This is a genomic window from Thiocapsa rosea (assembly GCF_003634315.1).
In the GTDB taxonomy this organism is placed as follows: domain Bacteria; phylum Pseudomonadota; class Gammaproteobacteria; order Chromatiales; family Chromatiaceae; genus Thiocapsa; species Thiocapsa rosea.
In genome coordinates, this window is sequence record NZ_RBXL01000001.1 from 3,536,126 (window position 1) to 3,557,857 (window position 21,732).

The following is a 21,732-nucleotide window of genomic DNA, read 5'->3' on the forward strand; positions in this document are numbered from 1 at the left end:
GTCTCGCCCTCGCGTGATTCCAAGCCCGTCGCAGCGGACGCGGTTTTAGAAAGAATAAAAAAATCCTGAACCGCGTCTCGCCAGCCTCGTTGTTTGGGCCGAGACCGCGTTTGACGCCGCCAATGCATGTCGCTACGGACGCGGTTCAGCGGTTCAGCCAAAGACCAGATTGAGCATGGTCAGCGCCACCACCAAAAAGAGGATCGTCATGATCCCGCCGGCGCGCATGAAGTCGACAACACGGTAATTGCCGGGCCCCATCAAGAGTGCGTTCACCTGATGGGTCGGAATCAGGAAGGAGTTCGACGTGGCGATGGCGACGGTCAAGGCGAACACGGCCGGGTTGGCGTCGACACCGAGTGCCATATTCACCGCCAAGGGCACCAACAGGACCGTCGCGCCGACGTTCGACATCACCAAGGTGAAGAAGGTGGCGAGCACCGCGAGCGCGGCCTGCACAACCCAGATCGGTACGTCGCCGAGCGCGGTCAGCGTCTGCTGCGCGATCCAGGCGGCCGTACCGCTGGCCTCCACGGCGAGTCCGAGCGGGATGAGCGATGCCAAGAGGAACACCGTCTTCCAACTGACGGCCTGGTAGGCCTCGTCGATCGAGAGGACGCCCGCGAGGACCATGCCCATGGCACCGGTCAGCAGGGCGACCGAGAGCCGCAGATCGGTAAAGAGGACCAAGGCCAGCGTGATGACGAAGAAGACCAGTGCAGCGCGGACCTTATGCGGGCGCAGCTCCTCGTGCGGATACTCGGTGGTGACCACCACGAAATTGCGGTCCTTGGTCAGGCGCGTCAGGTCCGCCCAGGTCGTGTGGACCACCAGTGCATCGCCCGCGAGAAGGGGCGTGTTGCGCACACCGCCGGTGCTGAAGGTGATCTGCGTGCCGCCGCGATTGATGGCGAGCAGCGAGAGTCCGTAGGTCTTGCGCATCCAGATATCGCGTGCGGTCTTGCCGATCAGGGTCGAGCCGGGGGGGATGACGATCTCGGCAACACCTGCCTTGGTGTTGGACATGGCCTCGGAAAAGAGCTCCAAGTCCGGTTTGACATCCACGGCGTTGTCCTCGGCAAAGCGTTCGAGCTTCTCCTCGGTGCCGAGCAGTCCAAGCGTGGTGCCGGGCTCGATGCCGAGCGAGCGGTCCACCCCGTCGGCACCCAGGCGCAGGCCGTCGCCCTTCTCGACCGCGATGACCCGCACCCGCCACGTCTGCTCCAGCTGGTCGACGCTCATGCCGATGAGCGTGCTCTCCGGGCGGAGTCTGACCTCGCGGATCTCGAAGGAGGACAGACCGTAGGTTTCCGCGAAATAGGTGCTGGTGTCGCTGCCGGTGAGCATCTCGTTCCCGCGCGAGGGCAGCACGAAACGTCCGGCGAGCACGAAATAGAGGATACCTGCGACCAACAAGGCGACCCCGATCGGGGTCACGTCGAAGAGCTGAAAGGTCTCCATCGGCGCCGTGCCGGCCGGGAGTGACTGGTTCGACGTGAGGATCAGATCGTTCAAGAGGATCAGCGGGCTGGAGCCGACCATGGTGATGGTGCCGCCGAGGATGGCGCAGAAGCCCATCGGCATCAGCAGGCGCGACATCGGCAGACCGGTGCGCGCGGAGATGCGGCTGACCACGGGCAGGAAGAGTGCCGCGGCCCCGACGTTCTGCATGAAGCTCGAGATGACGCCGACGGTCCCGGAGATCAGCGGGATGATGCGCGCCTCGGTGCGGCCGCCGATGCGCATGATGAAGCCGGCGACGGTCGACATGATCCCCGTCTTGTCGAGCCCGGCACCGATGATCATGACCGCGATGATGGAGATGACCGCGTTGCTCGCGAAGCCGTTGAACAGTTGCTCCACCGGCACCAGCCCCTGTTCGAGCCCCATCCAGGGCGCAACGAGCCCGGTCAACCCGAGCAGGACCATGATGCAGATCGCGGCGACATCGACGGTGACGATCTCGAAGGCGAACAGGAAGATGGTCAGAAGAAGAAAGCCGACGACCCAGGCGATCTCCACGGACGGGACGATCCCGGCGAGGTAGAACCCAAAGACTGCGAATAAGACCGCGGTGAGCTCGGTTCTCGTCGGGGCGCGAAAGGGGGCGGGCATGCTTGAGTGTCCTCTCCGGAATTCGGGTCCATGTATCGGCTTCGGCGCCGAGCCGTCTGCGCGGTGCCGGTCGGACCAGTTGTTTTGGTCTGCTGTCTCGCGGGAGGTCGCCTCATTCATCGGGTGCGGCCCCGGCTCGACGCGTGAACCGCTCCGATCTCTGTGCCGTGAGGTGACCTCCGAAAGACCGCTGATCATAAAGAAACGGGTCCTATTTTTCCCGGTTTTCTTCCCGGCCTTGTGCGCCTGCGCGATCCGCAAGCCTTGAGTCGGCGTCTCCGAGCTCTGCGTCGGAGGAACCCCGGCGGTAGCCCTAAACCCGGCGCGCTGCTAGTCTCTATGCTGTTTAAGGCGCTTTTGCACGTTCCCATCCATCGCACCGATCGCGTCCGGAGTCCGGAGTCATGAATCACCTCGTTCGTCGGAGCCTGGTCAACCTCTGTTGGATCTCCGCCATTCTTGCTCGGACCGCCGTTGCGGCGCCGCTGGTGAACGTCGAGGACGAGCTGGAGCGGCTGATGGCTCAGCACGGGTTCGAGGTGCGCGGCATCGAGCAAACCGCCGAGATGGAGGGACGTGCGGAGGGTGCTGAATTGGTGCCGCGCCTGCGCGTCCTGCTGGATGGTTTCGACCATGTGATCGTGCAGACCGACAACGGCGGGGTCGATCGTGTCATTATCCTCGGCGAGAAGGTGGCCGTGGTTGCGCCGCCGCTGATCATCCAAGGCGAGGGATCGGGTTTTCCGTCGGACGCCTCGCCGGATGCCGATGATGCTCAACCGGGCGATTCGATCGTCTTGCCGACACAGCGGCAGGGGACCTCGCACGCCGTGAATCTGACCCTCGAGGGGCCGAACGGCCAACGCGTCCAGCGGGTCTTGCTCATCGACACGGGTTCGGATCATGTGGTCCTGCCGGCCTCCTTGATCGGCCCGCTCGGGATCTCGCCGAACGATCTGCGCATGCAGACCGTGCAGACCGCCAACGGGACAGTAGACGCGCGGATCGGCACCTTGAGCGGCGTCTGGCTCGGGGAGACCCGGGTCGAAGGGGTCTCAACGGCCTTTATCGACGACACGCGGCTCGGCGGGAATGCCCTTTTGGGGATGAGCCTGCTCGGGCGCTTCCGCGTCACGATCGACGACGAGCAGAATCAGCTGACCTTGGCGGCGAGGTAGGCGGGCGAGAGCGGTCAGCGATCAGCAGCGTAGGTTGTACCGAGCCGTGCGAGGCACAGCAACCCTCGGCGCAGGTTGTGCCTCCGATCGTCAGCACAACCTACGAGGCGAATCCTTTCCGGGCATCACCTAACGCTCGGCCGACACACATCGAGCGCCCTTTCGGTGGCTCCTGCAGGAGCATCGGCATTGCGTGATTCTCCCCGATGACTGACCACACCATCTGGATGGCGGCCCTTCTGGCGGTGGAACTCGCCGCACAAGTCGCCACCGTGGCACACCTGCTGCTCAGCCGTCGCGACGTTCCTTCCACCGTCGGTTGGGCAGGTCTTGTCATTCTGGCACCGATGGCCGGGCTGGTGCTCTACTGGCTCTTCGGGATCAACCGCATCACCCGCAAGGCCCATCGGTTGCGTCCGCAGACCTCCGAGGCCAGCGATCGGGCCGAGCTGGCCGGGGAGCGGCGCGCCCATCGTTTGCTTCAGTCCGAGTATCCGGATTTGGTGCGGCTCGGACATCTCGGCGACGCCCTGACCGGTCTGCCGTTGGAGGCCGGCAACCGGATCGAGGCCCTGATCGACGGCGATCAGGCGTACCCGCGGATGCTCGAGGCGATCGATCGAGCCGAAGAGACGGTCGGCCTCTCCACCTACATCTTCGACACGGATGCAGTCGGCCTCCTCTTCGCCGACGCACTGGAGCGGGCACATCGCCGGGGCGTCTCCGTGCGCATCCTCGTCGACGGGGTCGGCCAGCGTTACAGCCATCCACCGATGCCGATGCTGCTGCGCCGTCGCGGGATCCCGACCGCGGTCTTTCTCGCCTCCGTGCTGCCGGTGAGAAGTCAGTACCTGAATCTGCGCAACCATCGCAAGATCCTGGTGGTCGACGGACGCATCGGTTTTACCGGCGGGCTGAACATTCGCGCCGGATGTCAGATGGCGTCTTGTCCGCGCCATCCGATCCAAGACTTGCACCTGTGTGTCGAAGGCCCGGTTGTGCGTTTTCTGGTCGAGGCATTCGCCTTGGACTGGACCTTCACCACCGGCGAGCGGCTTGGCGGGGATGCCTGGTTTCCGGTGCTGTCCACCGTCGGCCAGACCCTCGCGCGCGGCGTACCGGACGGCCCGGACGAGGACTTCGACATCATCCGACGGATGATCCTGGGTGCCTTGACGACCGCGCGCGCCCGAGTCCGGATCGTTTCGCCCTACTTCCTTCCCGATCAGACCTTGACGACCGCACTCAACGTGACGGCCTTGCGCGGCGTCGAGGTCGAGATCCTGATGCCCGAGAAGAACAATCTGAAGCTGGTGCAATGGGCCGCGCAGGCTCAGGTCGACCAGCTTCTGGAGGGGCACTGTCGCATCCGGCTCTCCCCTCCGCCCTTCGATCACACCAAGCTGATGCTGATCGACGACGCCTGGTCGTTTCTCGGCTCGGCAAACTGGGATGTCCGTAGCCTGCGCCTGAATTTCGAGTACAACCTCGAATGCTACGATCGCGATCTGTCCCGCCGGCTCCATCATCTGGTCGATGCCAAGACCGCCGCGAGCCGGGAGTTGACACTCGGCGAGCTTGCCGACCGCTCGATTCCGGTGAAGCTGCGCGACGGATTCGCACGGTTGTTTTCGCCTTATCTTTAAACCGCGTCCAGAGCGACATGCGTCATTTTCATGTTGCGTTTGGCTTTGGAGATGTCCTCGATCTCGGTGAGGCGCGGTTTAAAATTTAATATTTTTCAGAATCTTAAACCCCGCTGGCTCCGGCGCTCGTCGGAGCCGGCGCGGCCAAGCCAATCCAACACACTACGCATACCGCACTGGGCGCGGTTTAGATGTGTTGCATTGATTGACTCGCCCATTGATTACAAAAAGTAAATTCGTGTTATCCATCCGTATCGAGATCAATCGAGTCGATTGGAAACTTGGCGATTTGGAAACGCTGCGTTAATCTGAGAAGGAGAGGAAGGTACGCTGGCGATCGTATGATGTCATCGCATCGCGGCGTGCAGGGAGGTACGTTATTACATGACAATCAATATTGTCGCAGCCGATAGCCACCCAATTGTTCTGATGGCGCTGGAGAACCTTCTCTCAAGCGAACCTGATCTGCATTTATCCGCATTATGCACGAATGGTGCTCAGTGTTTGGATGCCGTCCGAGAGCATACGCCCGACATCCTGATTATCGACATCGCGATGAGCGAGATGGATGGCTTTGAGGTGTTGCGCCGATTGGCCGACCAAAATCCATCTATTCGCGTCGTGCTCTTTACCGCGTCGGTGGATGAGCATCAATTGAAGCAGGCCATGCGTCTCGGGGTTGCCGGGATCGTCCTGAAATGTATGGCGCCGTCGTTTTTGGTCCAGTGCCTGCGCAAAGTCGTTGCCGGAGGGCAATGGTTCGAGAAGGTGTCTTCCGGTCGCGCCCTCGCCTCTATGCTTAAACGCGAGGACGGGTTGCGTCAGGTCTCCGGGATCCTGACGAGTCGCGAGATTGAGTTAACGCGACTCGTGTCCGACGGGCTCGGAAATCGGGATATCGCAGACCGACTCCACATCTCTGAAGGCACCGTCAAGGTGCACCTGCATCGCATCTACAGAAAGCTGGGATTGAAGAATCGTATCGCTCTCGGCTGCTTCGCAAGAGAAATCGGGCTGGTGTGAACGGGTTAACACCCGCTTCTGCATCAAGACCCTATCATCGCCGTAACGCATTGCACCGGTGAACCTGGAGCGATGACGGATCCCGAAACCGGGCGCCGCAACGTTCGACCGCGGAGAAACAGACATCCGCCTGCCGACGGTGTTCGATTCGATCGATTTTCAGTTGCTTGAAAAGGGCAAACCACTCCGAAAGGGTGGGACGCAAAACCACTGGCCTACGTCTCGATCGGTCGAGATAGGGTCGCAGGGTTGCCAAGCGAACGCGACCCCTCCTGGAGTCATGCCGTTCGCACGGCACGACCTCAGGAGATTCGCATGTCCCGTACCGATTACAAGCCGGCTTCTCAAGCCCGGCACCAACGCCGCTCCGCACACCTCGGACTCGCCGCATCGTCCAGCCTTGCCCTCTGCCTTGCCCTCGCGGCTGGCAATCTAAGCGCAGCTCCACCTTCGGAGATCGGAAGCAACGGCCGGCAAGAGTTGCCGCTCGGACAAGCTTCGCGGACACATCTGCACGGCGCCAAATGGCTGGAGGGCCAAATTCTGGTTCGTCCGGTGCCGGGTTTGAGCTCGGAGCGCATGGGTTCGATCCTGTCGCGTGCAGGTGGTCGGGCGGAGGCTCGCATCGGCAGCCTCGATGTTTGGAAGGTCCGTGTTCCGCCCGGTGCTGAAAGCAGCGTCGTCGCCGCACTCGCATCCAATCCGAACATCGAGTTTGCAGAGAAGGATCTGGTCGTCGAGACGGCAGAAACGATTCCGAACGACCCCTATTGGAACGACCCCTACTTTTGGCACCTTCAGCATATCGATGCACCCGTGGCTTGGGATTACGCAAGGGGCGCCGGGATTACGGTCGGCGTCTGCGACACGGGCGTCGATTCCGCCCATCCGGATCTGGCTGGGAAGCTGGTCCCCGGCTGGAATGTGGCGAGCAACACCGCCGACACCTCTCCGATCGCAGCGCACGGGACACGTGTCGCCGGCGTGATCGGCGCCGTCAGCAATAATGGCCAGGGCATTGCCTCAGCGGCTTGGGACGCGGCGATCATGCCGATCCGGGTAACCAATCGAACGGACGGTGCCGCCTCCCTCTCCGCGATTGCGGCCTGTGTCGATTGGGCCAGGCAGAACGGTGCGCGGATCGTCAACGCCAGCTATTACGGTCTTTGGGACAGCGGCGCGGTCACGACGGCGGCCGATCGGCTGCGCGCCGCCGGTGGCCTTCTGTTCGTGTCCGCGGGCAACTATGGCACCGACCCCGGCTCGGCACCCAACGCATCGATGATCGTGGTCGCTTCCATCGACGAGAACGACGGCAAATCGTCCTTCTCCAATCATGGCGCCTACGTGGACCTCGCGGCCCCCGGCAACCGCATTTGGAGTACGGAGCCCAACCCGGACCGCTTGTATCGGCTGGTTTCCGGAACATCCTTCGCTTCGCCGCTGGCCGCCGGTGTCGCGGCTCTTCTGATGTCCGCCGACCACCGACTGAGCCCGAGTCAGGTGGAAGACCTCATCCTGCAGACCGCCGTACCCGCCGGGTGGGGCTACGACATCGGCGAGGGTCGCATCGATGCCGGCGCCGCCATGCTGAGTCTGGTGGGCACCTCGCCGGACACCACGCCGCCGAGTGTCGTGCTGACGGCGCCGTCGGCCGGGGCTAAGGTCTCCGGTGAGGTCCAGGTGACCGCGAACGCGAGCGACAACATCGGGGTCGCGCTCGTCGAGCTTCACGCCGCCGGTCAATTTGTAGCGACCGACAACGACGCGCCTTACGCCTTTGTGCTGGATACTACGGCCTATGCCGACGGGTCGCTCCAGATCCAGGTCGTCGCCTACGATTCGAACGGAAACCAGGCCGCTGCGGCACGGACGGTCACCGTCGACAATCGCATCGCAGACACCACTGCACCCATCGTGAGTATCGGGTCGCCGGCCGCGGGCGCCGAGGTCAGCGGATCAGTCACCTTCACGGCGAACGCGTCCGACAACGAAGCGGTAGCCTCGCTGCAACTCTATGTCGCCGAGAGCCTCGCCGCCTATTGCAGCGCCACGACCTGCAGCACGACGCTCGACACGACGCGTTATCCGAACGGATCGCTTGACCTGCGCGCCGAGGCGCGTGACCCGAGCGGGAACGCTGCATCCGACGGCCGTCGTGTCGAGGTCCGCAACGTCGTTGCAGCGATCGACACGACCCCGCCGACGGTCGACTTTGTCGGATTGCGCGACGGAGGCACGGTCCCGCAGGGCAACGTGAGGGTCTCGGTCAACGCCGCCGACGACCGCGGCGTCACCTCGCTGCGGCTCTATATCGCGGACGTCTTGGTGGCGAGCTCAAGCAACGGTAGCCTCAGTTACCAATGGCAGACGCGTAAGCTGCCAGTTGGGAGTACCCAGACACTGCGGGCGGTCGCATCCGACGCGGCAGGCAACAGCACGGAGCGTCGGATCGCGGTGACCATCACCAAGAAGTGAGCCGATGGCGCATCGGCCGGTGCGGCCAAAAAAAAACCCCGCCGGAATACGGCGGGGTTTGGTTGGGCCTCGCTTGTCAGCAAGTCCCTAAGCGCGGGTCAGCCCCGTGATTACTCGGACGAGCTGTCCTCCGAGCAGTGTCCCGGTCCGGTCCGGCCGTTGTTGTAACCGTCCAGCACAGAGGCGATGCCTTGCCATTTGGACTTGACCGCACCTTTCAGCCCGGCGGCTTGAGCGGGTGTGTAGACCTTGAAGAAGTTTTTCTTCGCATCTTTCCAGGCCGCCAGGACGTCGTCCGGGATCGAGGCGCCGTTGAGCACGTTCAACTCGGCGGCGATCCACTGATGGGCAAGGCTATAGTAGACATTGCCACCCGCGGGCGGGGTCCAAAACACCTGGTAGTAGGTCTGGCCACTTAAGAAGAAGGGCGTGCTCGCGCCGCTCGGAAGGTTCGCCCAGTTGTCGTCGTAGGGCGCTTTCCCGAACTCGGAGTGGGTCTTCCAGTAGCCTTGGGTCAAGGTGCAGCCGAACTCGCACTCTACATTTGCCGTCACGGTCCAATCGGCCGAGCCGGTCGTCTCCGTGTCGTTGGTCAGGAAGGCCGCAGTGTTGATATGGATCGTCTCGCCACACTCCAGCACCACGTCGGCGCCTTCCGTTCCGAAGGTCAGTGAATACAAGAAGGTTTTGGGCGCTTCGTCCGCGCAAACCGTTCCGAGCGGCGGAACGTTGGTGTCGGTCACGTCGATACACTCGTCCGATTCGTTGGTCGGTGTCTCGCTGAATAGGACGTCGGCCGTGGCCGTAAAGGGCTCCGTCGCGTTGGTTGCCGTGACTGTCGCGGTGTTGACTCGGTCCGATGCATCGGGAAGGCCCGTCGAGTAGGTGCACTCGAGGCTATCGTCGGCCGGCAACGAATAGGGGAAGGTCACGCCGCAATCGACGTCCGCCGCGATGCCGTCCGAGACAACGTCCGTCACCGAAGCGATGTTGGCCGGGATGGTTCCGATGTTGTCGATCGTGATCAGGCCCGAGACGGCCCATTCTCCGTCGGTCGGGGTCGCATCGACGTCGACGCTGTAGTTGACAGTGAATGGCGCCTGACCTGGCATCAGGGTCAGCTCGGTCTGATCGGCGCTTTTATCGATCTCCCAAGTCCATGCACGGTCAAACGTCGTGTCGGCCGTTTTGATGACCGTCAGGCTGGCCTGCGGCGGAACCAGGTCGGTGTAGCAGAACTCGATGTGACTGATGGCGTATGGCTGTCCGGTATTCGGGTTGATGGGAGAACTCAGGCCTGTATCGCCCATTGCGGCCGGTACATACTTATATTCGTTCGCGTTGGGGCCGCCTTTGACGATCACGGCATCGACATCGATCTCCGAGGTCCAGTCGAAAAAAAACCCGTCGCTGTCGATCGTTACCGTGTAGCTGCTTCCGGGATAGGTATATGTATCGGATGGTGGCGGCTCGGGCTGCGGCTTATAGCCGTTGGTATAGCCGAGGCTCGTACAGGTCGGATTTCCGTCCACAACGGTCGGCGTAACGCTCGCAGCGGCGCTTATCTGCGGCATCATGGCTGCGCAGAGAAGCGCGATCGCGCTCAGCGCGAGGGTCGCGCTCGTGACGACTCGTGGCATCTGTTGAGACACCGATACTTGTTTCATGGTCTTAACCTCGTTTCTCATGGTTGGGGCGTTCTGTGTCACGATTTTCCTTTCGGCGTCTGAATTGCTGATTCACAATTGGACGCGTCGAAATCCTCCTAACTCTGATTCTCTACGCGCCTTGTTCTAGGCCCTATCGGGCCCGTTCATCCGCTGCTGTCACCTCCTCGTCATTCGTCTCATATTGCGATCTACCGATGGCTGGTGTTGCTCGACGCCTTCGGCCCCGCACTTTGCCGTGGCCTTGGTCTGTCGTCGCGTCAGCGACTCAATTGAACATGGATCTCCGGCGGGTCGAAGCCGACCTCATGCTGAATTTGAGCCGTCCTTAATCCAGACGCCGCAGCGGCGAGGCGATGGACGCCCGGGCCGACTCGATCGAATCCGAACCAACCTTCCGCATCGGACGTGACGAGCCGCCGCGACCGGCTCGTCACCCCGCCTTGATCCATCTGCCACGTCAATTCCAAGCGTGAACCGGCGACAGGGGCGCCCCGGTCATCCAGGACCTGTCCGATCAGGGCATGGTCTCCCCAGTCCACCGAGATCTGCATCCGTCGGCGCTCACCGGCACGCAATTGGATCCCGCTCGCGCTCAACTCCGGCTGCGAGCGCGTCTTGAAGTAAACCTCTCCTGCCGGAATCCGACCGAGCGTGAAGAAGCCGCTTCCGTCCGTCACGACGCGACCGGTCCAACCACTGTTCTCGGCGCTGCGCAGCTCCATCGCGAAGCCGGGGATCGGCGCGCGGTTGCCGTCGATCACAAATGCCTCAAGTGACGCAAAGGGCTGCGGCTCGAGCGCGATCTCGAGGATCGTGGTGCCGGCCGGATCGCCGATCGCCAAGCCGCTTCGCTCGTAGGGCAGGTAGGGTCCTTCGGGCAAAACGCTCAGCCTGTATCCGCCGCCGGACGGCACGGACTCGAATGTGAAATAACCGGCCGCATCGGCGCGTGTGCCGAAGTGCTTGTTTCGGCCTCCGGAGCTGAGTCGAACAAGTTCGCCGCCGACCGGGGTGCGCTCGAGATCGGTCATCCATCCGGTGACGCGTACGGGCAGATCCTCCGGTGTCAGGACGGCGTCGAGCCGGCTTTTCGCCCCTGACCTCGCCGGTGGCGGGCTCAGAAATGCCGTCTGGTAATCCTGTGCATCGAAGCGCAGGGTCGGATGGTCTGCCGCGGTGCCCCGTAAGGTCAGCTCGTAGCTCCCGTCGGACCGCGTAACGGATTGCCCACCCGAGCCGGTAACGCGGGCACCGCCGATCGGCTTTCCCTCGGTCGCGGAGACGATGCCGAAGACGATGACCTCTTGGGTCTTGCTCAGAACCAAGTTCGCCGAGAAGATCCCTGTCCGCACGACACTCGAGGCATCTCGATAGTCTTTCCCCGCCTTCGTCGTGAGCCGATATTCTCCGGGCGGAAGATCCGAGAACTCGAAAAAGCCACCGCCGGAGGTCGTGCTGGATTGTGTGCCGCCGCCACGGGAGCTGCTCTTTCCGAAGAGTCGCACCCGTGTAAGCATCACCTGGATGCCGTCCAGCGCGACGCCTTCCTGGTCGAGGACCGAGCCTGCGATGGCCTCCGGAGGCATCTCTTCATCGTCGTCCGTCCCCTCGTCGTCGACTGTCCCCGGATCGCCCGGGGCGGATGTCTCATTTTGGCGGAGCGATGCGTTGTCGCGTGCCGCAGTGCGAGAACCCGGGGCCGAGGGCGCCGGGTTGTGACCTGGATCGGAAGGGCGCCCCGCGCCCGTGCGGCTCGATGCCCCTGGCCACGCCTCGTTGTTCTTCTCCCCGGACGGCAGCGGTTCTGCGCCTGGGCCGTCGAAGGTCGTTTTCACTGCGGCCTGATGGAGACTCGAGCCTCCTTGCGTACCCTCGATCTCTTGTTGATTCGAAGGGCCGGGGACATCCGAAGTTGGCCAGGACTGACCTTCGGTTCGATCGAAACCCGCGAGGGCGATAGCAACCACCACCGCAACAGCCAGGGTCAGCCACACACCTCGATGGACTACGGTGTTCGATTGTTTGCCCATAACCCACCTGCTACCTGTGGCGATCAAACTCCATCAGTGCCCTTTTTTCTTCTGAACAAAAGCTTAAATGCAGGGAGGTCGATTGAAAATATGCCCGAGTTCGTATCTTTGTATCCTTCAAAAGTGTACAAAAATATATCTGAAGATATATCGAGATTCGCGCTGTTCTGTAGGCTTTGGACCGGCGGATTCCGCCTTGCCATGCGCATGGCCAAGGCGGGATTGCAGGAAGGTGAGCGCGGTCTTAGGCGGGGGAGATTGAGGCGAGGGTGGTTTCTCTGGGTGGTCCGGCAAGGATGGCCGGATCCACTAAGGCGTGGTGTTACATGCCGACACTGGATCGGCAACCGCCACGCTACAGCCGCGCCAGCAGCTCGGCCTTCTTGGTGTTGAACTCATCGTCCGTGAGGATGCCCTTTGCTCTGAGATCGCCGAGGCGTTCGATGGCGGCGAAGATATCGCCCTCGTTCGCGCGTGGGTTGGACGCGGGCTGATTCTGCATGGAGCGATCCGGCGCATGGGCCGGCGGCGCCTCCACGGGTTGACCGTTGCGCAGGACGACCGGAAGGCGTCCGAGATCGATGGTGCCGTATTGGCTGCCGAAGCTGATCGAGCCGCCCATGCCTTGCTGTTGGGAAAAGCCGCCGATCTGGTGATCCAAGGTGTCGTAGACCCAGACATCGCCGCCGGTGTTCACGGCCAGGCGCCGTGCTTCGGCGAAATAGGCGTACTTGACGTTGTTTTGACTTCCGGTCGCGTTCGGTACACCGAGCTCTTGCGGCCACCAGTGATCGGAGGGGTCAGGCACGAAGAGGTCGGATTGGCCGCGAACGCCGCCGCTGGTCTGGTTCTGAAAGGATCCACCACCTTGGCTTTGGGACTGAAAGCTCCCGCTCTGAAGCAGGCCGGGCTGGTTGGCGAGCAGGTTGGCAAGCTCGTAGCAGAGGGCGTCCACCCGGCCCTTCAGCGAGGAGTTGAACATGTCGCCGAGCATCAGCATGCCGCCCTGCATCCATTGGCCCGAGCCTCCGAATTCCGGGTGACTGAACTGGGCCATGCCGCCGTTGCCGTTGAGCACGGCGACCAGCATGTGGGTGACGGCATCCTGGCTGAATCCATGGCGCCGGGCGATATCGTCGACGATCTGTTGGCCTTGGGGTGTAAGGTGTTGCATCTTTGGATTTCCGGGATGGGTGTTTGATGCCCGGTACGCTAACACAAGGCGGTCCTGGGTGTCGGTTTGGCCGCCGGTCGGTCGTCGCGGCGTCGAGCGGCGCGGCCAAGCCATTCCAACAAATGGCGCATGCCGCACTCTGGACGCGGTTTAAGCGGCCAATCGCTCGGCATCGACCATGATCTCCCGAGCCGGTCCGAGTGGATCCGCGCCGATGGTGCCGATCAAGGCATCTAGGTAGGCGGGTTCCTGTACCCGAGCCAGATCGGCCTTGGCGCGGGCCAGGCGCGCGGCGGCATCGAGACGGTCGGCCTCGTCGGCGTAGTGGCGTAGTTCCATGAATTGCTGCAGATTCAGCACCATCCTCCGTGCGAGTTGGATGTCGCGCTGTTGCTTGATCTGCAGACGTTCGCGATACCAATCCGAGCCCAGCAGGGACTCGCGAGTAAAGAGGTTGCGGATCGCGGGGTCGTGGACCTTTCGTCCCTGATAGTGGCCCTCCGCCATGATGTGGAGCAGGGCCGCGAGCGGCGGACAGGCATCCTCGATGCTGCCGTCCTCGAGATAGCGTCGGGCGACGCGCTCTTGTGCCTCGCAGATGTTCTCGATGCCGTCGACGAAGACATCCAGGCTCTGCGACTCCGGTCGCAGGATGGCCGAGGTGAAGACCGCCCGCGGATTGTCGAAGATCTTGCCCATAAAGTGGGCCACGAAGCGCTCGGTGATACGGTAGCCGAGCCGGCTCGCCAGCACGGTGCGGCCCTGGTACTCGAAGTCTTCGAGGGGCTCCAGATAGTCGTTTGCAATCAGGTATCGCGGATCGCGCTCCTGCTCGGTGAGACGCGCCCAGATCTCCGGGATCAACAGGGACACGTCGTGCGAGACCTTGACGTCCGGGCCGATGTGTCCGGCGGAGCTGGAGAACCCGGCATAGCCGGTGAGGATGTAGGAGACCAGGGCGTTGTTCAGGTCCACGGTCGGGCGCACGGCGTTGAACGGCGCTTTGGTGAGCGCCCCTTCGCTGCCGGCCCCGGTGGTCGATGGAGACTTGCCGGTAAGCGAGCAGATGAAGTCCATGAAGAGCTCGGGCAGCTCCTGGTAGTGGATCGGGTTGTAGACCGCGAGCGCCCGGATGCCGGGCTCCGGCGGGTTGTTGCGCCGTCCGGTCAGGACCGCGTCCACCGGGTGGCAGACCGCGATGTCCAGGGGTAGCTTGCGATGGAGGCGCGCGCCCATCTCGGCGACGTACTTGCGCACCGGGTTGACCAGATCAGGGCGGATCTGAAGGTAGCGCGGGTTTTTCGACGGCTTGCCGTCGACCAGCCGCGGGTGGGCGGAGGAGACGACGGCGAGGCCGTCATGCGCCGCCTGCTCGAGACGCTGGCGCATGGGTGCGGTGAAGGTCGAGAGGGTTAGAACATCGCCGATGACCGCGTCCAGCGTCGGTCCCGCCAGCGGCTCGAAGTTGGCCATGAAGTTGCCGTTCTGCGCCATCTCGAGCTCGGTCTGCTTGTCGAAGCCGGGGATGATGGCGTCGTCCGGGCGCTGGAACAGACGGTACTCGCAGTTTCGGGCGAGCTTGAGGCTGTGCTCGCCTTCGCGAGCCGAGGCTCTGCATCCGCTGACCGCACTCGGCGGTATCACGACGGAGGCGGTAATGTCGTCCTCCATCTGGATCTTCTCGGCAGCGATAAAGTCTTGGCGCAGCTTGAAGGTTCGCCACTTGCCGTCGAGATCGAACCCGACCCGAAGATAGGTCGCCACGATGCGCCGCCCGAAGGCCTTGAGCTCGTGCCCGGGCGCCCCGTCGACCTCGTCGACCGAGAAGCGGTCGCGCCACGCCTCGCCCCAGCTCGGACGGTAGAGACGCTTGATCATGAAGGTCAGGGCCAGCAACCGCGGGGGGATCATCGTGAGCCAGGTGTTGTACTCGCGCGTATGGCTTGGCGAGGGGGTCAGCAGCTTGATGAGCGAGCCCAGACTGCGCTCCGGCGACAAGGGCTTGCGCCCGGCGTCGTGGTCCTCGTGCTCGAAACCGGGGCGGAAGCGATCGCGGTAATCGCGGTCGAAGATCTCCTGCACCCGGTCCAGATCCTGATGCAGATCATCGACGAAGATAGGGCCGTAGAGCACGGCGTCCTCGAGCGACTTGGAGATCTCGGACTTGCCGCCGCCCGAGACTGTACAGGGCTTGTGACAGAAGGTGCCTTCGGCCTTGGTGCCGATGAGACGCCAGGAGGGTGCGCCCGGGTGCTTCTGCATCTCGATCTTGTAGCCGTTGGGCTGGATGTAGATCTTGCCCGGCTGCAGCCGGATGGTACGGGTCGCGCCCTCGAAATCCCAGGAGATGCGCTGGGCGAGAAGGTCCATGCGCAGTTTTTGCGGGACGTAGACGACCTGCGGGAAGCGTTTGTCGATCCCGTAGCCCTCCGGCTGCAGATCTATAATCGCGCCGTAACGTGCGGCGACATCGGTGAATGAATAGCCGGGCTCGCGCGTGGCCTGATCCACGCCGAACTCCTCGCCGTGGTTGAAGCGCGGGAACGCGAGTGCACCGCCCGAGTGCTCCTCTTCGGCCAGGCCGAAGAGATTGGCGGCGAAGCTGATCTGGGTCTTGACCTCTTTTTTGCAGTAGCCGAAGTAGTTGTCCGCCAGAATGGTGACGATCACCCCGGAGGCGTCGCGCGCGGTGATCTTGAAGGGATTGCCGTTGTTGTAGCGTTCATCCGGTTCGCTCCAGCACATGCCATCGGCACGCTGGCGATCGGTCGCGTGGTCACGGTGGGGCAGACCCAGCGCCTGCTTGGTGAGCCGGGTCAGATGCGGGGCGAGCAGCACGCAGCCGGTGTGACCGGTCCAGTGATCCACGTCCAGGGCGGCATCGAAGTCGGCAAGATAGGGGTTGCCGCCGTTGCCGAAGATGCTCTCGACGAAATCCAGGTTGGAGACCAGATTGCCGGGCGCGAAGAAACGGACCTCCATGTTCTTCTCGGGCTGGAAACCCGGAACCTCCGGGCAGACCAAGGGGCGCAGCAGGAGCGAGACGAACATCCGTGCCGGTTCGCTGTGATTGGCTGTGAAGGGGATGGTCAGCAGGTCTTCGGGCGGATCGAGCGCGGCCGCGAGCAGCTTTGCGAAGACCGCCTTGGGCACTGCCTTCTTGTCGCCCGGGATGGGCAGCCCGCCCTCGGCGACGTGAAAAGACCCCTCGGTGGTGCGCCGGTCGCTCGCCGGGTTGTGCAGGACGCCTTGCGCCACGCGGTAGCTTGAGATGATGTCCGAGGTGAAGACATCGCTGTCGACGGGGACGGAGAGTTCGCGGGCCAGTCCGTGACGGTCCAGGATGAAGGATTGGAAGGGCAGGGTCGGGATTCGATCCAGCTCCAGATCCTCGAAATAGCGTCCCAGGAAATCCTGGATGCGTCGGTCCACCGGGCAATGGTAGGTCGACAGGAGCCGGTTCTTCTCGCGATAGCTCAGCAGCAGATCGTGGGCGATCTCGATGAAACCTGCCGTCGCCGCTGTGCCGCAGGAGGGTTGACCCGAGGAGATGAGCTTGAAGTTGATGTAGAGATGGAGCTTCTGACGGTCTTCGGCCGACAGCGATGCGTAAGGACCGTCGTGAAGATCGGCGGACGATTCGGTGTGGAGGCCAAGCTCGCGAATGGGATCGATCATGTCGGTGACCTGCTGTGTTGGGCGGGGCCTGCCGCGGGGACGCGGCGCTCGTCGTTTCGAAAGGCGGTGGAGGCGGAACGTTCCGTGAGAGTTAAGCACAAACGACGCCACGTGGCGCGCTCCTCGTCCGATCGCATTTCCATGTTTGCTGTATCGGATTTCAGAACCGTCCCCGTCGATGTCGAAGCGCTGGGGTCTGACCTCGGCCAACATCCACCGAGCGAGGGGCCAGGGATCGTCGCGCCGGACTCGACCCGCCTGCCGTCAGGCCGGGGGAAGATGTCGACTGCAAGTCGACGATCCCGGGGTGCTCGCCGTTCGGCGATGGGGGCCGGTGTGGTTGAGGGCCGGAGTGACGATCGGCACCGAGCGGAAAACCCGGGCTACGACCCGCGACCGGAACGCCCGCCGCATTGATCATGGACTAAGATCGATCGCTCGCGCACCGACCTGGTGCGCGAGCGATCGGCACGGCACCCGGGATCAACCGGGGCCATTCTCGGCATAACGGTAGCCGGCCCCGCGCACGGTCTCGATCGGCTCGCCGCAGGGGCCGAGCTTCTTTCGAAGCCGACCGATGTAGACATCGACAACATTGGTTTGGGGGTCTTCATTGATGCCCCACAAGGTGCTGAGGATGCGCTCGCGCGAGAAGATCTTGCGCGGGTTTCCGAGAAAGAGCTTCACCAGGTCGCGTTCTTTGGGGGTCAGATTGATCGGCGTATCGCCGCATCGGACCTCCAGTGATCGGGTGTCGAAGCTCAGCGCGCCCGATGTCAGCACATGAGGTGCCGATGCGCTCTCCTCGAACCCGACGGAGCGTCGCGCGAGGGCCTCGATACGAGCCATCAACTCGTCGAAGTCGAAGGGTTTAGGCAGATAGTCGTCCGCCCCCATCCGCAAACCCGCGACGCGATCCTCGACATCGGCCAGTGCGCTCAGCATCAGGATCGGGGTCCGGTTCTTCTTCGCGCGCAGTCGTCGGCAGACATCCTGCCCGCTGATCCCGGGCAACATCAGATCCAGCACGATCACGTCGAAATAGGCATCGGCGATCATGACCAGGGCCAACTCGCCCGTCGGGGCAACGCTGACCGACCAACCCTCGGCCTTTAGGCCGCGCTGGACGAAATCGGCGACCCGGGCCTCGTCCTCGACCAACAAGATATTCACGGCGCCACACTCAACGGTATCTCCGCCGGCAGATCCACCCGTACCGTCATGCCCTCCCCGGGCCGGCTCTCGACGCCGATCCTGCCCTCGTGCGCCTCGACGATGGCCTTCGCCACCGGCAGGCCCAGTCCGACTCCGGATTCGTACCCCCGAGCGGCATTGCTGCCCCTGAAGAAGCGCTGGAAGACCTGTGCAAGATCCTCCGGGCCGAGTCCCGGCCCTGTGTCGGTGAAGGAGATCCGATACCCGTCCGGGATCCGCTCCAGGCGGATGGCAACCTGCCCGTCGCCGTATCGCATGGCGTTGTCGAGGAGGATCAGGATCACCTGACGCAGTCGATCCGGGTCTGCACGCAGCAGGGCTTGATCGACCTCGCTCAGCAGCATGGCGGACCCGCCGTGATTCTCCAGCAGACTGCGGCAGTCCGCGAGCACGGCGGGCAGGAAGGTCGTCAAGTCGAGCACGCGTGCGATGAGGCGAGTCTCCCGGGATTCGCGTCGTGCGATGAATAGGAGATCATCGACCAAGCGCGCCGTATGGGTGGCTGCGTCGCGGCATCGCGTCAATGCCTCGCGGTATTCGGTGGAGGGTCGATCGACCCCGCGCAAGGCGATGTCGGCCTCGCCGCGGATGATGGTCAGCGGGGTGCGCAGCTCATGACTGACATCGGCCAGGAGGCGCCGCCGACTCGCCTCGGCATCCTTGAGCGTCGCCAAGAGCCGCTCCAGATCAGCGGTGCGCTCGACCACGGCCTTCTCGAGCCGCTTATTGGATGTCTCGAGACCCTGCTCGCGGGCCGCGATCTCGTCGGCCATCCGGTTGAGTGCGTCGGCGACACCCTCGAGCTCGCCGCCGCCGCCCGAGACGATGCGATGCTCGCGATCCCCGCGGGCCAGTGCTTCAGCGCCTGCGATCAGATTCCCGACCGGTCTCTTGAAGTCGCGCACCAGCCACCAGAATACAGCGGCACCGGCCAAGGCGCCGAAGGCCGTGACCAGGGCGGCCAAGAGCTGGTTCAGGCGTGATCGCGCGTCCAGGATTGCGCGCTGCTCGGTCAGCTCTCGGACCTGGACATCGAGCGCTTCCTGGATGAGCCGGGCAAAATCCCGGTCGACACGCTCGTCGAGAATCTTGGAGAGGCGTCCCCACTCCTCGACCAAGGGGATCGGGTAATCGCTGTCGAGCACGGTTTGGTACTCGGCGAGGAGGTTCTGGATCTTGGTTTCGATGCCGACAAGTCGATCAAGAGCCGTCACCATCTCGTCTGAATCGAGGTGGATCTCTTCGGCGATGATCTCTCGGATGGTCGTAATGTCATGTCGGATCGCGGCCAGCAGCGTGGTCTCCAGCTCGCCTTTGTCGCGGTCGCCGATCGTCATCGCGTCGCCGAACTGCTTGAACAGTTGGTAGGTGTGGTTCGACAGCGAGAGATACCCCTCGTACGATCGATGTGCGAGATCGATGCGTGCGAGGTTTTGGCGGGCCTCGTGCGTGCCCCAGAGTGCCAGGGAGGCGGCGACCATGGCCAGGCCCAGGAGTCCGGCAAACAATAGGAATAGCTTCGTCCCGAATCGCATCAATGAGGCCGAGCCGTTGCTGCTTCTCGTGAAACCGCGTTCACGAAGCCGCTGGGTTGTCTTCGCCAAGGATGCGTCATGGTACACGCTGCTTGGCGACGCCGTCCCTGGCGATGACGACGTTTAGAGTCGCCGGCACTGGTCTTCCTTGTTGCCGGACACCCGGTTGTTGCCGCCGGTCGGTGCCGGTGTATTGCTCTTGCACTGGAGATTACCGTCGATCGTGTTGCGCGCGATGATCAGGCCGCCGGTGTTGCTGAATGCCTGCACGTCGCCGTCCACGACATTGTCGCGCACCGCAACCGTTCTGCGGTTGCTCTTTAACTGGATGTTGCCGTCGACCCTATTTTTCTCGATATAGCTGGGGGATCCCCGCAGGTTTTCCGCCTGTACATCCCCTTTAACATAGCTGCTCCTGAGCGTCACGGCATTGGCGTCTTTGGCTTGGACGTTGCCGTCGATCAAGGCGCCCGTCGCTGTCAGGGTGCCGCCGGAATAGACGAGCACATTACCCTTGACCTTGGTACCGTTGAGATTGCAGATGCCTTTGACAACGACGTTGCCGTCGATTGTCACCGCCCCTCGGTTGGGCGGGCAGGGGTAATCTCCGGCGAAGGCGGCGGGCGAAAGCCCGATACAGCCGAGGGCAAGTAGAGCGGCCAGGGGGCGGAATGCTGTGTTGAAGTGCATGTTGAATCTCCGATTTAACTGTTTCGGTGGCTTGAACCAAACCCGAACGGCGTGTGCCCATCTCGGCTCGCGGACGGGTGCTGCAGTCGAGGTCGTGCTGGCTCCCTCCGCTTTCGGGCTCTCCCTGATGCCGCCAGGATGGGGTATGCCTCCTGAACGCAGGCTGTCGGATGCATGAACGTCGCTTGATAAAAACATGAAGTATTTCTAAACACAGACAGGGGGTGACGCGATGCGTGTTCTGGTCACAGGCGGGGCGGGGTACATCGGCAGCCACACCTGCGTGGAGATGCTGAGCGCGGGGATGGACGTGGTGGTGGTGGACAACCTGAGCAACAGCAAGGAGGAGTCGCTGCGGCGGGTCGGCGAGATCACGGCACGCACGCTGACCTTCATCAAGGCGGATCTGCGTGATCGCGCGTCACTCGATGCGATCTTTCGCGACGGCGCCTTCGATGCCGTCGTCCATTTCGCCGGGCTCAAGGCGGTCGGTGAGTCGGTCGAGATCCCGCTTGCCTACTACGACAACAACCTCGGCGGGACCATTACGCTCTGCCGGGCGATGGCCGATGCCGGGGTCAAGAACCTGGTCTTCAGCTCCTCGGCCACCGTCTACGGAGACCCGGCGACGGTGCCGATCCGGGAAGGGTTTCCGCTCTCGGCGACGAATCCCTACGGCCGCTCCAAGCTCTTCATCGAGGAGATCCTGCGCGATCTTCACGTCTCGGACGCGGCCTGGAACATCGCCCTGCTGCGCTACTTCAATCCGGTCGGTGCGCATCCGAGCGGGCGGATCGGCGAGGACCCCAACGGCATTCCGAACAACCTGATGCCCTATGTCGCCCAAGTCGCCGTCGGCAAGCTGCCGCGGCTGCGCGTCTTCGGCGACGACTATCCGACCCCGGACGGCACCGGCGTGCGCGATTACATCCATGTCGTCGACCTGGCGCGCGGACATCTCGCGGCGCTGCGTCGGCTCGAGCAGGCACCGGGCGTGGTGACCTACAACCTCGGGACCGGGCAAGGCTATAGCGTGCTCGACATGGTCGACGCCTTCGCGCGTGCGAGCGGTCGCCCGGTGCCCTTCGAGATCGTCGCGCGTCGGCCCGGAGATATCGCCGTCTGCTATGCCGATCCGGCGCTCGCCAAGGCGGAGCTCGGTTGGGAGGCGCAGCTCGGGATCGACGAGATGGTTCGCGACAGTTGGCGGTGGCAATCCGAGAATCCGCAGGGATTCGGAGATTGATGCGCGGCGGTTAAACCGCGTCCGGTGTGAGATGCCGGATCTTCGAGAGAGTTC

Annotated in this window: 13 protein-coding genes and 1 riboswitch; of the genes, 5 read left to right on the forward strand and 8 right to left on the reverse strand. The window is 63.1% G+C overall.

What is annotated here, in order from left to right; translation table 11 throughout:
* Window positions 1–153: 153 nt before the first annotated feature.
* A complete protein-coding gene (locus tag BDD21_RS15935) occupies window positions 154–2,115 on the reverse strand; it encodes an SLC13 family permease (protein ID WP_120797975.1) in 1,962 nt (653 codons plus the stop codon).
* 404 nt (window positions 2,116–2,519) lie between these two features.
* Between BDD21_RS15935 and BDD21_RS15940 the strand changes: the two genes are divergently transcribed.
* From BDD21_RS15940 to BDD21_RS15955, 4 genes are all read left to right on the forward strand, one after another.
* The gene (locus BDD21_RS15940) at window positions 2,520–3,293 is read left to right on the forward strand and encodes a retropepsin-like aspartic protease family protein (RefSeq protein ID WP_120797976.1); all 774 of its coding nucleotides are present in this window, start codon (window positions 2,520–2,522) and stop codon (window positions 3,291–3,293) included.
* Window positions 3,294–3,499: 206 nt separating this feature from the next.
* The gene (locus tag BDD21_RS15945; protein WP_120797977.1) at window positions 3,500–4,939 is read left to right on the forward strand and encodes a phospholipase D-like domain-containing protein; all 1,440 of its coding nucleotides are present in this window, start codon (window positions 3,500–3,502) and stop codon (window positions 4,937–4,939) included.
* 384 nt (window positions 4,940–5,323) lie between these two features.
* Complete coding sequence (locus BDD21_RS15950) at window positions 5,324–5,962, forward strand: response regulator (protein ID WP_120797978.1); 639 nt, start codon at window positions 5,324–5,326, stop codon at window positions 5,960–5,962.
* Between the two features lie 165 nt (window positions 5,963–6,127).
* Window positions 6,128–6,219, forward strand: a riboswitch (cyclic di-GMP riboswitch).
* Between the two features lie 58 nt (window positions 6,220–6,277).
* Window positions 6,278–8,440 carry a S8 family serine peptidase gene (locus BDD21_RS15955; RefSeq protein WP_120797979.1) on the forward strand — a complete coding sequence of 721 codons (2,163 nt, stop codon included), beginning with the start codon at window positions 6,278–6,280 and terminating at the stop codon, window positions 8,438–8,440.
* 110 nt (window positions 8,441–8,550) lie between these two features.
* Here the strand turns inward: BDD21_RS15955 and BDD21_RS15960 are convergent, their stop codons facing one another.
* The 7 genes from BDD21_RS15960 to BDD21_RS15990 all read right to left on the reverse strand — a co-directional run bounded on the left by BDD21_RS15960 (window position 8,551) and on the right by BDD21_RS15990 (window position 20,432).
* Window positions 8,551–10,107 (reverse strand): hypothetical protein, encoded by a 1,557-nt coding sequence (locus BDD21_RS15960; protein ID WP_120797980.1) that lies wholly within the window; start codon window positions 10,105–10,107, stop codon window positions 8,551–8,553.
* A gap of 260 nt (window positions 10,108–10,367) precedes the next feature.
* Window positions 10,368–11,696, reverse strand: a complete 1,329-nt coding sequence (locus tag BDD21_RS15965; protein ID WP_170164778.1) for an MSCRAMM family protein — start codon at window positions 11,694–11,696, stop codon at window positions 10,368–10,370.
* Between the two features lie 799 nt (window positions 11,697–12,495).
* Entirely contained in the window at window positions 12,496–13,314 is an 819-nt protein-coding gene (locus BDD21_RS15970) for an SHOCT domain-containing protein (RefSeq protein ID WP_120797982.1), read from the reverse strand.
* A 150-nt stretch (window positions 13,315–13,464) separates the two neighbouring features.
* On the reverse strand, window positions 13,465–16,992 hold the full coding sequence (locus tag BDD21_RS15975) for a PPi-type phosphoenolpyruvate carboxykinase family protein (RefSeq protein WP_245969641.1): 3,528 nt from the start codon (window positions 16,990–16,992) through the stop codon (window positions 13,465–13,467).
* Window positions 16,993–17,475: 483 nt separating this feature from the next.
* Window positions 17,476–18,165, reverse strand: coding sequence for a response regulator transcription factor (locus BDD21_RS15980; RefSeq protein ID WP_120797983.1), 690 nt, complete (start codon window positions 18,163–18,165; stop codon window positions 17,476–17,478).
* The gene (locus BDD21_RS15985) at window positions 18,162–19,715 is read right to left on the reverse strand and encodes a sensor histidine kinase (protein ID WP_170164779.1); all 1,554 of its coding nucleotides are present in this window, start codon (window positions 19,713–19,715) and stop codon (window positions 18,162–18,164) included. Before BDD21_RS15985 ends, BDD21_RS15980 begins: the two co-directional genes overlap by 4 nt.
* A gap of 150 nt (window positions 19,716–19,865) precedes the next feature.
* Entirely contained in the window at window positions 19,866–20,432 is a 567-nt protein-coding gene (locus BDD21_RS15990) for a bactofilin family protein (protein WP_120797985.1), read from the reverse strand.
* 232 nt (window positions 20,433–20,664) lie between these two features.
* Here BDD21_RS15990 and galE point away from each other — a divergent pair, with 232 nt between their 5' ends.
* Complete coding sequence (gene galE / locus BDD21_RS15995; protein ID WP_120797986.1) at window positions 20,665–21,678, forward strand: UDP-glucose 4-epimerase GalE; 1,014 nt, start codon at window positions 20,665–20,667, stop codon at window positions 21,676–21,678.
* Window positions 21,679–21,732: the final 54 nt, after the last annotated feature.

Excerpts from the sequence above, each read along its gene's own strand:
- BDD21_RS15955 (WP_120797979.1), top strand. The coding sequence starts at position 6,278 with ATGTCCCGTACCGATTACAAGCCGGCTTCTCAAGCCCGGCACCAACGC.
- galE (WP_120797986.1), top strand. The coding sequence starts at position 20,665 with ATGCGTGTTCTGGTCACAGGCGGGGCGGGGTACATCGGCAGCCACACC.
- BDD21_RS15960 (WP_120797980.1), bottom strand. The coding sequence starts at position 10,107 with ATGAAACAAGTATCGGTGTCTCAACAGATGCCACGAGTCGTCACGAGC.
- BDD21_RS15965 (WP_170164778.1), bottom strand. The coding sequence starts at position 11,696 with ATGCCTCCGGAGGCCATCGCAGGCTCGGTCCTCGACCAGGAAGGCGTC.
- BDD21_RS15940 (WP_120797976.1), top strand. The coding sequence starts at position 2,520 with ATGAATCACCTCGTTCGTCGGAGCCTGGTCAACCTCTGTTGGATCTCC.
- BDD21_RS15975 (WP_245969641.1), bottom strand. The coding sequence starts at position 16,992 with ATGATCGATCCCATTCGCGAGCTTGGCCTCCACACCGAATCGTCCGCC.
- BDD21_RS15970 (WP_120797982.1), bottom strand. The coding sequence starts at position 13,314 with ATGCAACACCTTACACCCCAAGGCCAACAGATCGTCGACGATATCGCC.
- BDD21_RS15950 (WP_120797978.1), top strand. The coding sequence starts at position 5,324 with ATGACAATCAATATTGTCGCAGCCGATAGCCACCCAATTGTTCTGATG.
- BDD21_RS15935 (WP_120797975.1), bottom strand. The coding sequence starts at position 2,115 with ATGCCCGCCCCCTTTCGCGCCCCGACGAGAACCGAGCTCACCGCGGTC.
- BDD21_RS15945 (WP_120797977.1), top strand. The coding sequence starts at position 3,500 with ATGACTGACCACACCATCTGGATGGCGGCCCTTCTGGCGGTGGAACTC.
- BDD21_RS15990 (WP_120797985.1), bottom strand. The coding sequence starts at position 20,432 with ATGCACTTCAACACAGCATTCCGCCCCCTGGCCGCTCTACTTGCCCTC.